This window comes from Streptomyces siamensis (assembly GCF_039543605.1).
Classification (GTDB): Bacteria; Actinomycetota; Actinomycetes; order Streptomycetales; family Streptomycetaceae; genus Streptomyces; species Streptomyces siamensis.
Map to the genome: position 1 here is coordinate 63,518 of NZ_BAABKB010000048.1, position 15,939 is coordinate 79,456.

At 72.0% G+C, this 15,939-nt stretch carries 9 protein-coding genes; 2 read left to right on the forward strand and 7 right to left on the reverse strand.

Annotated features, from left to right (window positions below):
- Window positions 1-141 precede the first annotated feature (141 nt).
- The 3 genes from ABEB03_RS43060 to ABEB03_RS43070 are packed head-to-tail and all read right to left on the reverse strand — an operon-like array spanning window position 142 to window position 3,853.
- Window positions 142-1,089 carry a carbohydrate ABC transporter permease gene (locus tag ABEB03_RS43060; RefSeq protein WP_345658550.1) on the reverse strand — a complete coding sequence of 316 codons (948 nt, stop codon included), beginning with the start codon at window positions 1,087-1,089 and terminating at the stop codon, window positions 142-144.
- Window positions 1,086-2,150, reverse strand: a complete 1,065-nt coding sequence (locus ABEB03_RS43065; protein WP_345658551.1) for an ABC transporter permease — start codon at window positions 2,148-2,150, stop codon at window positions 1,086-1,088. Before ABEB03_RS43065 ends, ABEB03_RS43060 begins: the two co-directional genes overlap by 4 nt.
- 26 nt (window positions 2,151-2,176) lie before the next feature.
- The gene (locus ABEB03_RS43070; RefSeq protein ID WP_345658552.1) at window positions 2,177-3,853 is read right to left on the reverse strand and encodes an extracellular solute-binding protein; all 1,677 of its coding nucleotides are present in this window, start codon (window positions 3,851-3,853) and stop codon (window positions 2,177-2,179) included.
- A 361-nt stretch (window positions 3,854-4,214) separates the two neighbouring features.
- Between ABEB03_RS43070 and ABEB03_RS43075 the strand changes: the two genes are divergently transcribed.
- Complete coding sequence (locus tag ABEB03_RS43075; RefSeq protein WP_345658553.1) at window positions 4,215-7,058, forward strand: glycoside hydrolase family 3 C-terminal domain-containing protein; 2,844 nt, start codon at window positions 4,215-4,217, stop codon at window positions 7,056-7,058.
- 231 nt (window positions 7,059-7,289) lie between these two features.
- On the opposite strand, the gene ABEB03_RS43080 is transcribed toward ABEB03_RS43075, so the two are convergent.
- The 4 genes from ABEB03_RS43080 to ABEB03_RS43095 form a co-directional block, all read right to left on the reverse strand.
- Window positions 7,290-7,736, reverse strand: a complete 447-nt coding sequence (locus ABEB03_RS43080; RefSeq protein ID WP_345658554.1) for an SRPBCC family protein — start codon at window positions 7,734-7,736, stop codon at window positions 7,290-7,292.
- A gap of 220 nt (window positions 7,737-7,956) precedes the next feature.
- On the reverse strand, window positions 7,957-9,402 hold the full coding sequence (locus ABEB03_RS43085; RefSeq protein WP_345658555.1) for an aldehyde dehydrogenase family protein: 1,446 nt from the start codon (window positions 9,400-9,402) through the stop codon (window positions 7,957-7,959).
- Between the two features lie 721 nt (window positions 9,403-10,123).
- Complete coding sequence (locus ABEB03_RS43090) at window positions 10,124-11,782, reverse strand: PucR family transcriptional regulator (RefSeq protein ID WP_345658556.1); 1,659 nt, start codon at window positions 11,780-11,782, stop codon at window positions 10,124-10,126.
- 119 nt (window positions 11,783-11,901) lie between these two features.
- Window positions 11,902-14,295 (reverse strand): type IV secretory system conjugative DNA transfer family protein, encoded by a 2,394-nt coding sequence (locus ABEB03_RS43095; RefSeq protein ID WP_345658557.1) that lies wholly within the window; start codon window positions 14,293-14,295, stop codon window positions 11,902-11,904.
- A 253-nt stretch (window positions 14,296-14,548) separates the two neighbouring features.
- Between ABEB03_RS43095 and gabT the strand changes: the two genes are divergently transcribed.
- Window positions 14,549-15,883, forward strand: coding sequence for a 4-aminobutyrate--2-oxoglutarate transaminase (gene gabT / locus ABEB03_RS43100; RefSeq protein WP_345658558.1), 1,335 nt, complete (start codon window positions 14,549-14,551; stop codon window positions 15,881-15,883).
- Window positions 15,884-15,939 lie beyond the last annotated feature (56 nt).

Sequence of the window (15,939 nt, forward strand, 5' to 3'; positions counted from 1 at the left end):
ACGGCCGACGTACCGAACCGGCCGGAGCAACGAGCAGAACGGACGGACCGGACCGACCGGAGCGGCGAACCGAAGGAGAGCGGTCGAAGCGGACCGGCCGGGCCGGAACCACGAAGCGAAGCAGAGCGGGCGGACCCCAGGTCAGCCCTTCACGGCCCCGGTGAGCATCCCCTTCTTGAAGTGCCGCTGGACGAAGGGCGAGAGGACGGCGACGGGCAGCAGCGCCAGCACCATGACGGCCATCTGGATGGCGAGCGGTGACAGTTGCCCGGTGTTCACCTGGGTCGCGAGACCGACCGGCCGCTCCTGCTTCTGCACCAGCTGGATCATGACGTTCTGCAACGGCATCATGTCCTGGTCGGTGAGGTAGATGGAGGCGTTGAACCAGGCGCTCCAGTACCCGACCGCGTAGAAGAGGGAGATCACCGCGAGCACGGCCCGCGACAACGGCATCACGATCTTCCAGAGAATGCGCCAGTCGCCCGCGCCGTCGATGCGTGCGCTGTCGACCAGTTCCGGCGAGATGCCCATGAAGAACGCGCGCAGTACCAGGATGTTGAAGACGCTGACCGCGCTCGGAAGGATCAGCGCGAGGTAGGTGTCGGTGAGACCGAGCGCCTGCACCAGCAGATAGGTGGGGATGAGTCCCGCGCCGAAGAACATGGTGGCGAGCAGCAGCATCAGCAGCCAGCGGTGACCGAGCGAGCCGATGCGCGACAGTCCGTACGCGCACAGGACCGAGACGGCCATGCTGAAGAGGGTGCCGACCAGTGTCACCCCGAGGCTGACCAGGGCGGCCCGTTGCACCTGGCCGCCGCCGAGCAGCTCCTGGTAGGCGATGAAGGTGACGCCCTTGGGGATCACCACCAGGCCTCCGGCGGCGTCGATGGTCTTCTTCGACTGCAGGCTCGTGACGATGACGATCCACAGCGGGAAGAGGATCGCGAGGGCGGCGAGCGTGAGGGCGAGCCCCTTGCCCGCGATCCCGGCCCTGCTCGGTTCCTCCTCCCAGGGCGGCCGGGGCGGCGCCGCCCACCGGCCCGGCGGGCGGGCGGGCCTGACGGCGGACTTGTCGATGACGGCGGTCATTTCTTGTACACCCCCTGCTCACCCATGAGATGGGCGACCTTGTTGGCGGTCAGGACGAGTCCGAGGCCCACGACGCCCTTGACGAGGCCGGCGGCAGCGGCGTACCCGAAGTCCTGGTTGCGGATGCCGTTCCACCACACGTAGGTGTCGAGGACCTCGGAGGCCCCGGGGCCCACGGAGTCGCGCTGGAGCAGCAGTTGCTCGAACCCGACCGTCAGCGCGTCGCCGACGCGGAGCACCAGCAGCAGGGCGATCACCGGGCGCAGCGCGGGCAGCGTGACGTGCCACATCCGCCGCCATCGTCCGGCGCCGTCCATCGCGGCGGCCTCGTACAGGTCGTTCGACACGGACGAGAGGGCGGCGAGGAAGACGATGATGCCCCAGCCCGCGTCCTTCCAGACGCCCTCCGCCGTCACCAGGAACTTGAAGATCCCCGGGTCGGTCATCAGGTCGATGCCCTTGTGTCCGTGCTGGCGCAGGGTCTGCGCGATGATGCCCGCGCCGCCGAAGATCTGCTGGAAGACGGTGACGACGAGGACCCACGAGAAGAAGTGCGGAAGGTACATGATCGCCTGGGCGACCGCCCGGACCCGGGGCCTGACCACGCTGTTGATGAGCAGCGCGAGCAGGATCGGGATCGGGAAGTAGAGCACCAGCTGGAGGAAGAAGAGCACGAAGGTGTTCTGCACCGCGTGCCAGAACGCCGAGTCCTCGAAGATCCGCTGGAAGTTCTCGAAGCCGACCCAGGGGCTCTGGAGCATGGCGACGAAGCCGTTGTCGCTCAGGTACGGGTCGTAGTCCTGGAAGGCGACGACGTTGCCGAGCACCGGTATGTAGGTGAAGACGAGGACCAGCGCGACCGCCGGCAGCGTCATCAGGATCAGGGTGCGGTCGCGTCGGAACCGCAGCCGCAGATCCAGCCGGCCGGTACGCCGCCCCGCCCGCCTCGCCGCACGTCTCGCGGCCGCCTTCCCGGCGCTCCCGCCGGGCGTGTCCCCGCCCGGCGTCCGCCCGCCCGTCTTCGCCTCGGCCCTGCTCCGGGGCACCGTGCTGTGCGACACGGCCTCCTCCTTGCCTCAGCCCTGGGTCACTTGGCCGCGGAGCCGTTGTCGTCGAGCAGCTTCTTGTACCAGGCGCGCAGGCCGTCGCCGCCCTTCTGCTTCCAGTCGGAGACCGCCTGCTGCATGTCGGCGATCTTCTTGCGGCCGCGCACGATGTCGTCCTCGAGCTGCTCGAAGTCGTTGGCGAGGTTGGTCCACCGGTTGGGTTCGGTGACGGTCAGGCCGTAGAAGGACGACTTCTTGGTGAAGGCGCCCATGCGCTGCTGCCACTCGACCTGGAGCCTGGCGATCTCGGGCAGGTCGGGGTGGGCGAGGTAGGCGGCCGGGTCGCCGGTGTAGTCGTAGGCGCCGTTGACCTCGTTGGTGCCCTGCGTGGTCTTGGTGGGCAGCCCCTTCTTGAGCTCGAAGTCGGCACCCTCGACGCCGTAGTCGGTGAGCATGCGCTCCTTGGTGCCGAAGGGGGCGGCACAGAAGTTGGCCAGCGCGAGGAAGTCCTTGATCTGCTGCTCGGACGCCTTCTTGTTGACGAAGGTGAAGATGTTGGCGGGCTGGACGGCCCACAGGGTGGGGTCGCCGCCGTCGTGGCCGAAGATGTCGAACGCGGCCATCTCGAAGTCGGCGTTCTGTGTGCGCTGTTCGGCGGTCTTGCCGTACCAGTAGGAAAGGTCGCCGTTGAAGACGAGCACCTGCCCGGCGCCGAACCGGTTGGACGCGTCGCCCTTGACGGCCTTGGCGTCGGGGTGCACCACGCCCGCCGCGTAGAGCTTGCGGGTCCACTCCAGGGCTTCGAGGTACTCGTCGGTCTCGATGCGGTTGATCAGCTTGCCGCCGTCGAGGTTCCACCACAGCGCCTTGTCGCTGCCGGACAGCACCCCGAACATGTTGAAGGCGGTCCACTTCAGGTCGTCGCAGGCCCACACCTTCGCCCTGGCGCTCGTCGCGTCCTTGGCCCAGGACAGGAACTCGTCCGCGCTCTTGGGGAGTTGGTACCCCTTCTTGGCGAAGAGGTCCTTGCGGTAGAAGGGCGCGATGTTGTTGACGTACGAGGCGGGCATCGGGATCGCGCGGAGCTTCCCGCCGAAGATGGCGCGCTGCCAGGCGTCGGTGGGGACGGCCGCGAGGTTCGGGTAGTCCTTGACCTTGTCGCCCGACAGGTACGGGCCGAGGTCGGCGAACTTGGCGTTGACGGCGCTGGGGATCTTGCCCATCAGGTTCCAGCCCGGGACGACCACCATGTCCGGGATGTCGCTGGAGGCGAGGACCGCGCCCAGCTTCTCGTCGTAGGTGTTGCCGTCCTGGTTCTGCCAGGTCACGTCGACGCCGACGGCCTCGTTCATGGCCTTGTAGTAGGCGTTGCCGTTGGACGGCGGGGTGCCCCACAGGGGCGCCATGACCTTCAGCTTGCCGCCGCTGCCGAGCTTCTTCGGCACCGACGACTTCAGCCCGTCCAGGGCGATCGCCTGGGTGAACCCCGCCGCCGAACCGTTCTTCGCCGGAATGTCGGGCGTCACGACGCTCGACGCCACGAAGGCCGGAAGGATCTTCCGGGCGTCCTTGCCGGAGGTCGTGCCCTCCTTGTTGCCGTCCTGCCCGCCGCAGGCGGTGAGCAGCGGCATGCCGCCGGCCACGGCGGCCGCGGCGACCGCCGTGGAGGCGAGGAAGCTTCTCCGGCTGGGAGCGGAGGTGGCGGAGTTCGGCGTCATTGCGTCAACCCTTCGTGGCGCACAGCAGGACACCCGGCGGTGGAGCCGTCGGCTGCGGTGTCTTGAGTGGAACTGGCTGAGCTGAAGCGGTCCTCGGAGATGCGGACTCCTGAGCGGCAGTCCCGCCAGTCGAAGCGCTTCGATGTTGCTGCGAGGTTAAGTGAACACCTGGGGACGCACAAGAGTCGTTTCCAAGATTCCTCGGAGGTGTGGACCAATCCGCGGCTGCCTTCTGGCACTTGACAACACAGCGAGGAATCGGAGTTGTTGCACCGAGGTGTCTTGACACCTGCCCCTCGGTCGAACCAGCATCGAAGCGCTTCGAAAGCTCCTCGTCGCTCCGTCGCAAAGGGATCACCAAGTGACCGCACAGACGCCTCCTACGCCGCCTTTCCGTGATCCGCGGCTGCCGTTCGCGAAGCGCATCGACGACCTGCTGGTGCGGCTCACCCTCGACGAACGCATCGCATTCCTGCACCAGTTCACGCCCGCCGTGGAACGGCTCGGCATCGCCGCCTTCCGGACCGGGCAGGAAGCCCTGCACGGGGTGGCCTGGATGGGCCCCGCGACCGTGTTCCCGCAGGCCGTGGGGCTCGGCGCGACCTGGAACGACGACCTGGTGCGCCGGGTCGGCGAAGCGGTCTCGGCGGAGGCTCGCGCGATGCGTGCCCGCGACGACCGCGTCGGCCTCAACGTCTGGTCCCCCACCGTCAATCTGCTGCGCCACCCGCTGTGGGGCCGCAACGAGGAGGGCTACTCGGAGGACCCCCGGCTCACCTCCGCCATCGCCACGGCGTACACGCGGGGCCTGCGCGGCGACCACCCGCTGTACTGGCGCACGGCGCCCGTCCTCAAGCACTGGCTCGCGCACAACAACGAGACGCGACGCGACACCACGTCGTCCTCGGTGCGCCCGCGCGTGCTGCACGAGTACGACCTGCCCGCCTTCCGCGCGACCGTCGAGGCGGGCGCGGTGGCCGGGGTGATGCCGGCGTACAACCTGGTCAACGGCCGCCCCAATCACGTCTCGCCGTACCTGCGCGAGCAGTTGCGCACCTGGACCGACCAGGAGCTGCTGGTCTGCTCGGACGCGGGCGCCCCCTCCAACCTGGTGGACTCCGAGCACTACTTCGACACCCACGAGGAGGCGACCGCCGCCGCCGTCCTGGCCGGCGTCGACAGCTTCACGGACCACGGCACGGACAGCTCGCGGATCGTCGCCCGTGTCCAGGGTGCCCTCGTCCAGGGCCTGTTGAGCGAGGCCGACATCGACGCCGCGGTCCGTCGCCAGCTGGACGTCCGCTTCCGGCTGGGCGAGTTCGACCCCGAGTCGGACCCGTACGCCGACGCCGAGGACTTCGACACCCCGGCCCACCGCGCGCTCGCCCAGGAGGCCGCCGAACAGGCGATCGTCCTGCTCAAGAACGACGGGTTGCTGCCGCTCGGCCCGGACGTCCGCGTCGCCGTCGTCGGGCTGCTCGCCGACGAGTGCAAGCTCGACTGGTACAGCGGCACGCTCATCCACCGCTCGACGCCGCTGGAGGGGCTGTACGAGCGGTTCGGCGCCGATCGCGTGCACTTCGCCGAAGGCGTGGACCGGGTCCGCCTGCGGACCACGCAGGGCACGCACCTGTCGGTGCCCGCCACCGACGGCGCCGCGGACGAGGTGAGCGGCGCCGCGGGCGCTCTGGACCCGGCCCTGCTGTCCGGCCGCACCGACCTGCCGCCGCTCACCGCCGACGGCCCCGGCACCGAGTTCGCGCTGATCGACTGGGGCGAGGGCGTGCTGACCCTGCGCGCCCCGGACGGCCGCTACCTGTCGGTCGCCGAGGACGGCTTCGTGCGTGCCTCCGCAGACCGGCCCGGCGGCTGGGTCGTCCAGGAGACCTTCCGCCTGGAACCCTCTCGGTCCCATGAGAACGGCCACCTCCTGAAGCACCTGGGGACGGGCAGGTACGTCACGGTCGCCGCCGACGGCGTGAAGGTTGCCGCGGAGAACCCGGCCGTCCTCTTCCTCGACTTCACCGAGCGGGGCACGGACGCCGTGGCGCGCGCGGCGGCCTCCGCGGACGTCGTCCTCGTCGTCGCGGGCAACGACCCGCACATCAACGGCCGCGAGACGGAGGACCGCACGACCCTGCGGCTGCCCGCGCACCAGGAGCGGCTGCTGCGCGCCGCCCGCGCCGCCAATCCGGCCACGGCCCTCGTCCTGGTGTCCGCGTACCCGTACGCCGTCGACGTCGCCGCGCTGCCGGCCGTCCTGTGGACCGCGCACGGCGGACAGGCCGCGGGCACGGCCCTGGCCCGCACCCTCGCCGGGGACGTCTCGCCCGCGGGCCGTCTTCCGCAGACCTGGTACGCCTTCGACGACGACCTGCCCGACCTCCTCGACTACGACGTGATCGGTGGCCGTCAGACCTACCTCTACTTCGAGGGCACGCCGCTGTTCCCCTTCGGGCACGGCCTGTCGTACACGTCGTTCGCCTACGCGGACCTCCGGGTCCGCAGGCACCCGGGCGGCCTGACGGTCTCGTTCGGCGTCACCAACACCGGCGGGACCACCGCCGACGAGGTGGCCCAGCTCTACGTGCGCGCCGTCGCCCCTTCCGTACCGCGTCCCCGACGCGAGCTGGCGGCGCACCACCGCGTCCGTCTCGCACCCGGCGCCTCGGCGGAGCTCTCCTTCGAAGTTCCCTGCTCCGCCTTGGAGTTCTGGGACGTGGCACTCAGCCGCCCGCGCCTGGAACCGGGTGGGTACGAGCTGCTCGCCGGTGCGTCCAGCGAGGACGTGCGGCTGCGTACGACGGTCGAGCTCGACGGTGAACCGGCCGTGCCCCGCCCCGTCCTCGAACACGGCCTGAACGCGGCCGACTTCGACGAACAGCGGGGGGCCGTCCTGGTCGACCGTACGCGGACGGCGGGGGACGCGGTGTCACCGGTGGACGGCGGAACGGCCGAACTCGTCTTCACCGCGTGCGACTTCGGCACCGGGGTCACGGACGTCTCCGTCGAGGCGGCGGGCGAGGGCGTCGTGGAACTGTCGCTGGACGGCGGCCGGTCGTACGTCGCGCTGACCGTCGCCTCGACGAAGGGGCCGTACGACTACGCGACGCTCGGCGCCGCCGTCACCGCCGACGGTGTGCGCGACGTCCACCTCAGACTGCGCGGACCGCTGCGGCTCGCGCACGTCGGCTTCTCCGGCTGAGGGTCCGCGGAAGCCGACGGAGGGCCCGGCACCGGGACACGGGTGCCGGGCCCTTCTCGGGGGGGGCGGGGCCGACAGGCGTGAGGCATCGGTGTCGGGCCTCCGGCTACGCGGCTCACGCACCCGGCCGCAGGGCCGGCAGGAGGAGGCATCGGTGCCGGGAGTCACGCACCCGGCCGCCGTCGGCCGGGGGCCGGGGCGGCTGCCGGCGGTGGCGGGGGCGGGCCCGACTCAGGAGGCCTCCACCGCCGCCTTGATGCGCCGGCCGAAGGCGTCCGCGTCCTTGCGCGCCGCGCTCAGCGCGAACCCGACCAGGAGCTTGCCGATGCCATGGCCTTCGAGGACGTTGAAGATCCTGACGCGCGTGGTGCCCTCACCGGTGGACTCCAGGTCGTAGCCGCCCTCGTCGGCCGTCACGACGTTCTTCGAGATCTCCGCCCAGCGGATCCGGTGGGGCGCCTCGAACGCGGTGATCCGGAACTGCCGGCCCGTCTTCATGCCGGCGTCCTTGACCGTGCTGGTGAAGACCGTGCCCACGGCCGTGGGGCCGTCCGGAGTCTTCGTGATCTCCTGGACCCGGGGGCTGAACTTCGGATCGTTCGTGCCCGCGGCGAGAAACGCGAAGACCTCGTCGATGGGACGGTCGACCTCGGTTGTCGCCTCGAACTGACCGGCCACGGTTCCTCCTGTGATGCGATCGGTTGATCCTCGTCCGAGGGCACGCGTCCGTGCCAGGCGCCTTCAGCCTACGAGCCGGACCGCGCCACCGCGCCCTGTTGCCGATTCCACCCGCCGGAGCACCCGCGGGCGGCCGTCTCCATGTCACGACATGCGGGCATACGCCGACGGCCGGAGCCCCCGCACAGCGGGCTCCGGCCGTCGGCTCGGGACGTGTGGGTCAGAGGGCGAGGCCCGTCAGAACCATCACGCGCTCGTAGGTGTAGTCGTCCATCGCGAAGCGCACGCCCTCGCGGCCCACGCCGGACTGCTTCACACCGCCGTACGGCATCTGGTCGGCGCGGTAGGACGGCACGTCGCCGACGACGACGCCGCCCACCTCCAGCGCACGGTGGGCGCGGAAGGCCGTCTGCAGGTCGTGCGTGAACACACCCGCCTGGAGGCCGTACTTGGAGTCGTTGACCGCCGCGAAGGCAGCGGCCTCGCCGTCCACCTTGCGCACGGTGAGGACGGGACCGAAGACCTCCTCGCAGGAGATCGTGGTGTCCGCCGGGACGTCGGCGAGCACGGTCGGCGCGTAGGAGGCGCCGTCCCGCTTGCCGCCGGTGAGCACACGGGCGCCGGCCGCGGCGGCCTCGTCCACCCACGCCTCGACGCGCTTGGCCGCGTCCTCGCTGACCAGCGGGCCGACGTCGGTCTTGTCGTCGGAGGGGTCACCGGTGACCTGGGCCTCGACGGCGGCGACGATGCGGGGCAGGAGCCGGTCGTACACCGACGCGTCGGCGATCACGCGCTGCACGGAGATGCAGGACTGGCCGCCCTGGTAGTTCGAGAAGGTCGCGATGCGGGTCGCGGCCCAGTCGAGGTCCTCGTCGCTGGCGAAGTCGGCCAGGACGACGGCCGCGCCGTTGCCTCCGAGCTCCAGGGTGCAGTGCTTGCGCGGCACCGAGTCCATGATCGCGTAACCGACCTTCTCGGAGCCGGTGAACGAGATGACGGGCAGGCGCTCGTCCTGGACCAGAGCGGGCATCCGCTCGTTCGACACCGGCAGGATGCTCCAGGAACCGGCCGGGAGCTCCGTCTCGGCGAGCAGGTCACCGATGATCAGGCCGGACAGGGGGGTGGCAGGGGCCGGCTTCAGGATGATCGGCGCGCCGGCGGCGATGGCCGGGGCGATCTTGTGGGCGCACAGGTTCAGCGGGAAGTTGAACGGCGCGATGCCGAGGACGACGCCCTTGGGGAAGCGACGGGTGAGGGCGAGGCGCCCCTGGCCACCGAGGTCGGTGTCGAGGCGCTGGGCCTCGCCGCCGTTGAAGCGGCGGGCCTCCTCGGCCGCGAACCGGAACACCGACACCGCGCGGCCGACCTCGCCGCGCGCCCACTTGATCGGCTTGCCGTTCTCCGCGGAGATGAGCTGCGCGATCTCCTCGGTGCGCTCGACCAGGCGCTTGCTGACGTGGTCGAGGGCGGCGGCGCGCACGTGGGCCGGGGTGGCGGCGAACTCGTCCCGCACGGCGTACGCGGCGGCGACGGCCTCCTCGACCTGGGCCTCGGTCGGCACGCTGACCTGTCCGACGACTCGGCCGTCCCACGGCGAGGTGACGTCGAACGTGGTCTCACCGGTGGCCTGGCGGCCGGCGAGCCAGAAGGCGTGGGTGGAAGTCATTGTCGAGTCCCGGCCCTTCCGTGTTGGGGGGTGTCGCTGGATGGTCCTGCGCTTTCACGATCCACGGTAGGGCCGGGGCGCGGGACGGTCGCTTGTCCGAGTCGTAGCAGTCAGCGGGTGGGATGCTCCGCTTTGGCACGGTGGGCGGTGTGTGCCTGTTCCCCAGGGTCTCCGCCCCCGGACCCCCTGATCGGCCTGGACGACCTCGTCCTCAAGCCCCGGACGGGCTGCGGCCTCGCCGCCGCCGGGCGGGACGGGGCGACCCGGTCACCAGGTGGGCTGGCGCTCGCCTCCGGCGGTGCTTGCCCGGCGGAGACCGGGGCCCCGGATCGGCCTGGACGGCCTCGTCCTCAAGCGCCGGACGGGCTACAGCCTCTCTGCCCCCGGACGGGCTACGACCTCGCCGCCGCCGGACGGGTCGGAGCGACGCGCTCGCCGGACTTGTTCGAAGCGGCCCGGCCACCAGGCCGGCTGGCGCTCGCCTCCGGCAGCGCATGCCCGCCGGAGACCCGGGCCCCGGATCGGCCTGGACGGCCTCGTCCTCAAGCGCCGGACGGGCTACAGCCTCTTTGCCCCCGGACGGGCTACGACCTCGCCGCCGGGCGGGGCGCAGCCTCTCCGCCCTCGGACGGGCCGAACCGAACCGCTCGCCGGACGAGCCGCAGCCTCGCCGCCGCCGGACAGACCGGAGCCACCCGTTCGCCGGGTGGGCCGGAGCGGGCTACTCCCCCGGTGCCGACGTCGCCTTCAGGGCCAGCCAGAGTTCCATGCGTACGTCGGGGTCGTCCAGGGAGCGGCCGAGGATCTCCTCGACGCGGCGCATGCGGTAGCGGAGGGTGTGCCGGTGCACTCCGAGGTCGGCGGCCGCGGCGTCCCACTGGCCGTGGCGGGACAGCCACGCCCGGAGTGAGGCCACCAGGTCGCCCCGGCCGGTCGCGTCGTGCTCGTGCAACGCGCGCAGCAGGCCGTCCGCGAAGGCCCGCACCGCGTCGTCCGCGAGCAGCGGCAGGACCGAGCCGGCCGCCAGCTCCTCGTGCTCGACGAGGAACCGTCCGCGTCGCCGCGCCACCGACAGGGCCTGCTCGGCCTGTTTGTAGGCGGCCGTCGCGGCGATCGGGCCGGCGGGCGCCGACAGCCCGACCACGAGTTCGTCCTCGTCCCCGGCGGGCTGTTCCCGTACGGCGGCGCGTGAGGCCTCCAGCGCGGCGGCGTACTCCCCGCACGAGGCGACCGCCGCGCCGCCGTCCACGGCGAGCACGACGAGCCGTTCGCCGTCGGGCACGACGAGGACGGACTCCCCGGAGCGCGCGGCGGCGGACTCGACGATCTCGGCGAGCCCGCCGAGCGGGTCGCCGTGGGTGTCGGGCACGGTGACGGCGGTCTGCGCGGGCGCCGCCGCGCCCACGCGCGCGTGTCCGTCGGCGTGCGCCCGCGCGGCCGACGCGGACGCCGATTCGGCGAGGATCAGCCGGAACGGGGCGTCCAGCAGCTCCCCGTACAGGTCCCCTGCGACGGCGCGGGCGTGGTCGGGCTCCCCGGCGAGCAGCATGCGCAGCACGGCGGCGCCGATCCGCTGTTCGGCCGCGTGCAGCGACCGCGACCGCTCCGTGGTGAGCGTGAGCAGGGCGATCGCCGAGTGCACGGCGTAGCGCTCCGCCGTGCCGAGGGCGGCGGCGGTGCCCACGGCGAGCGCGGCGCGCGGCCGTCGCCCGGTGCCGAGGGAGTGGAGCTCGACCCGGTCGTCGCCGCCGACGACGGAGCTGGCGGGCGCGGGCCGCTCCCGCAGCCGCTCCACGTCCGGGGTGAGCCGCGCGGCCCGGCGGCCCGCCCACTCGGGTGCGGTGGCGACGACGGCTCCGGAGGCGTCGTAGAGCGCCGCCCATCCGTCGACCTGTCCGGCGAGCGCGGCGAGGAGCCCCTCGGGTCCGTCGCTGAGGGCCTGCTTGGTGAGTTCGCGCTGCGCCGCGAACCCGGCGGTGACGGCCCGGTACTGGTCGGCGGCGATCGCGGCGGAGACGGCCTTGCTGATGGCGAGGAAGGGCGTGCGCCGGGGCACTTCGAGCAGCGGCAGCCCCTCCTCCTCGGCGGCGTCGACGAGTGCCTTCGGGATCTCCTCGTAGTTGACGCCGACGGCGAAACCGAGTCCGACGACCCCCGCCCCCACCAGGCGCTTCACATAGCGGCGCATGGCCTCCGGGTCCTCCGCGTCCAGCTTGAGCGCGGTGATCAGGAGGAGTTCCCCGCCCTCCATGTACGGCACGGGGTCGGAGAGCTCGCTGACGTGCGCCCAGCGGACGGGCACGTCCAAGCGGTCCTCGCCCGCGCGCACGGTCAGCTTGAGCGCGGAATGGTGGACGAGCGAGGCGAGCGTGGGGGGCATGGGGCGGGCCTTCAGGTCTGTGTGATCTCTGTGATCTTTTGGCCGCGGCGTATGAACGACCTGTGTCGATTCTGCCTCACCGTACGGTCGCCGCGTGACCCGATGCCCCTTCGTCCTGCTCAGCCGCGTAGATCCACCAGGAGGGGCGGTGCGTGCTCCCCCTTCACATTGGTCAGCGACAGCACCGCGTGCCCCGGTGGCACCGCGTGAGCCAGTTCGGACGCGGACCAACGCTCCCGCTCGACCTGGCGCACGGTGACGGCCTCCGTGGTGATGGCCTTGCCGGTGACCAGCTTGCGCAGGGCGTGCATGGCCCGGGTCATCGGCTGGTCGGCGAAGACAGCGTGCTGGGCGACATCCTTGGTCTCGACCCACTCCGTGCCCCAGGCGTCGGCGAACCGGGTGCCGTCCCAGGTCGTCACCCCGGCCAGCGCCATCCGGCAGCCGACCGCCCCGTACAGCGGTCCGTGCAGCGCCTCCGGTACGTCGGAGACCGTGCGCAGCGCGAGCACCACCCCGGCGTTCTGGGAGCGCAGGCGCTGAATGCGCCGTACCGACCCGGAGGTGACGGTGCCGGTGGCGTCGTCGAGGACCAGGGTGAGGAAGTGGTCGCGGGAGTCCTCCCGGGCGACCCCGGTGAACTGGGCCAGCACCAGCCGGGCGATCAGCCGCGCGGCCTCCTCGTGGCCGTGCTGGGGCAGGTCGATGCGGACCCGCAGCGGGTGGTGGACGACGGCCCGCAGCGAGAACGGGCGGATCGTGTCGCCGCCCGTGCCGAAGAAGCCGGCGAAGGCGGGCCGGTCGAGCAGGGCGAGCCGGTCGGCGAGCGCCGGGCCGGGGTCGCCGGGGCCGCCGGCCTGCCGGGCCCGGGCGTCGAGTTCGCGGCGCATCACCGCGTGCTCGGCGCCGGCCAGCCGCTCACGCAGGTCGGCGAGGGCGGCGGGGTCCCCGTCCAGCAGTTCCCGCAGGACGGGCAGCGCCGGGAAGCGGCCGTGCGCGGCCTGGTACGGGCCGAGCACCTGGGCCAGGGGGCGGGCCGCGCGCTCGGCGCCCACTCCGTCCAGGTCCCCGGCCAGTGCCTCGGCGAGGAATCCGGCCGCCTCGTCGGGGTCGGCGCTCTCTGCGTAGGGGTCCAGGTCGTGGACGGAGGCGGGGTCGCCGACGCGCACCACCACGTCGTAGGCCGAGTCGGGGCCCAGCTCGCCGCCCGGGGCGCCGACCGCGACGACGGCGCAGGCGCCGGTGAGGGCCTGGAGCGTCAGGGACTCCGCCACCGGGGCGAGCACCCGCCGGGTCTTGCCCGCGCCCGACGGCCCGACGAGCAGCAGCGAGGTGCGCAGCGTCTCCGGACCGAGGGCCGCGTCGACGCCGCCGTAGGCCAGCGGGGTGCGCTCGGCCTTCACCCACCGTCCGATGCGTACCTGCCCGGTGAGCAGGTCGTGCCGGGCGGCGCGGTGGGCGAGGTCGCGGGCGCCCGAGGGGTGCGTGAAGGCGGCGGCGCCCTGCCGCAGCACCGTGTCTGTGAAGTCGGCGAGCCGGCCCAGGCGCCGAGCCCCGGTCCAGCGGTGCTCGATCCGGGCACAATCCACGTCGTTCATCCGCCCGGCGAGCACCTCGGCGGTGAGCGCGTCGGCGACCTGCTGCTGTCCGGCCTCGCGCAGCTCGGGCCAGCGGGCCCGGGGCTGCTCGGCCGCCGGGGCGGGGTGGCCGTCCTGCGCGGCGCGGCGACGGGCGTCGCGCCGGGCCCGGAGCAGCGGCAACCAGTCACCGAGCAGGGCGCAGGGCCACAGCACGAGGAGGACGACCAGGACGTCGAGGACCTCCTTCGACGGCGATTCGTACACCCCGTACCCGCCGGTGATCAGCACGATCAGGGAGAACAGGGGGGTCATCACGGGCACCGGGTCCCAGCCGACGACCGGGAAGGCGTCCGGGAAGACGAAGCTGAGGACGACCAGGGCGAGCAGCGCGGCGAGCAGGGCCCGTGCGGGCTGGGGCTTGCGGCCGACGTAGTGCCGCACGACCGCCCACCAGCCGCCCAACCGGATCACGGCGTAGACGATCACCGCGAAGGAGAGACCGGCGTAGACCTCCAGCGCCTCCACGCCGGGGTAGGGCACCGCCTCGCCCTTGAGCGCCTTGGGTGTGGCCAGCGTGCCGCCCCACCACCAGTCGTCCGGGGTGAACAGGCGCAGCAGCGTGAACTCGTAGGGGACCTCACCGCGCCGCCAGAAGGACCAGACGATGATCCCGAGGGCCACCGGGACCAGCATCCCGGCGACCGTCATCGCGGAGAGCCGCTCCGCCTTGCGGGCCGCCTTCGGGCGCCGGTAGCCGAAGCGCCAGATGCCGGGTTCGGCCTCGGGCCGGTTCGCGTTGAGCCAGTCGGCCACCCGTGCGCCGGGGCTCCGCCCCGGCTGCGGGGGCACCCGTGTCGCGTCCGCGGGTCCCGCCGGGCGCGGCACCGGGTCCGCATGCGTGCCCCGCGCGTCCTGCGTCCCGTCGCTGTTCATCGCCCTTGCCCCCTGACCAGCCGTTCCGTCCACCATCAGCGAGTCAATCTAACGCCCCCGCAAGGGGAGTTCACCGCATACGCGGCCGGGCTCGCGGGGATGCACGGTTGCTCCGCTATGTCCACCGCGGACAAGCGTCCTCCCGGACAACGCCCACATGGAGCATGCCCAGTCCTCACCTACCGTCCTAGCCTGCGAGAAAAGAAGGCAAGCGTCCGAAACACCCCCAAGCAAGATCATCAGGGAGCCCCTCATGACCGCACTTCCGCAGGAGCGCCGCGTCGTCACCGCCATCCCCGGCCCGAAGTCGCAGGAGCTTCAGGCCCGCCGTACCGCCGCGGTCGCGGCCGGTGTGGGCTCCGTGCTCCCCGTGTTCACCACGCGCGCGGGCGGCGGCATCATCGAGGACGTCGACGGCAACCGGCTGATCGACTTCGGCTCCGGCATCGCCGTGACCAGCGTCGGCGCCAGCGCGGAGGCCGTCGTGCGCCGGGCTTCCGCCCAGCTCCAGGACTTCACCCACACCTGTTTCATGGTCACGCCGTACGAGGGCTACGTCGCCGTCGCCGAGGCGCTGGCCGAGCTGACCCCCGGTGACCACGACAAGAAGAGCGCCCTGTTCAACTCCGGCGCCGAGGCAGTCGAGAACGCCGTCAAGATCGCCCGCGCGTACACCAAGCGCCAGGCCGTCGTCGTCTTCGACCACGGCTACCACGGCCGTACCAACCTCACGATGGCGCTGACCGCGAAGAACATGCCGTACAAGCACGGCTTCGGTCCCTTCGCTCCCGAGGTCTACCGCGTTCCGGTGGCGTACGGCTACCGCTGGCTGACCGGCCCGGAGAACGCCGGCGCCGAGGCGTCCGCCCAGGCCATCGACATGATCAACAAGCAGATCGGGGCCGAGAACGTCGCCGCGATCATCATCGAGCCGGTCCTCGGCGAGGGCGGCTTCATCGAGCCCGCCAAGGGCTTCCTCCCGGCCATCAGCAAGTTCGCCAAGGACAACGGCATCGTCTTCGTCGCGGACGAGATCCAGTCCGGCTTCTGCCGCACCGGCCAGTGGTTCGCCTGCGAGGACGAGGGCATCGTCCCGGACCTGATCACCACCGCCAAGGGCATCGCGGGCGGCCTGCCGCTCGCCGCCGTCACCGGCCGCGCCGAGATCATGGACGCCGCGCACTCGGGTGGCCTCGGCGGCACCTACGGCGGCAACCCGGTGGCCTGCGCGGGCGCGCTCGGCGCGATCGAGACGATGAAGGAGCTCGACCTCAACGCCAAGGCGAAGGCGATCGAGGCGACGATGAAGTCGCGCCTGTCCGCCATGCAGGAGAAGTTCGACATCATCGGCGACATCCGTGGCCGTGGCGCCATGATCGCCATCGAGCTGGTCAAGGACCCGGCGACCAAGGAGCCGAACCCCGAGGCGACCGCCGCCCTGGCCAAGGCCTGCCACCAGGAGGGCCTGCTGGTCCTGACCTGTGGCACCTACGGCAACGTCCTCCGCTTCCTGCCCCCGCTGGTCATCGGCGAGGACCTCCTGAACGAGGGCCTCGACATCATCGAGCAGGCCTTCGCCCGCGTCTGACGCCCCACCCGCCCCGGCACCGGAACACGGTCCACCGGCCCCGCCGGGTTCCGGTC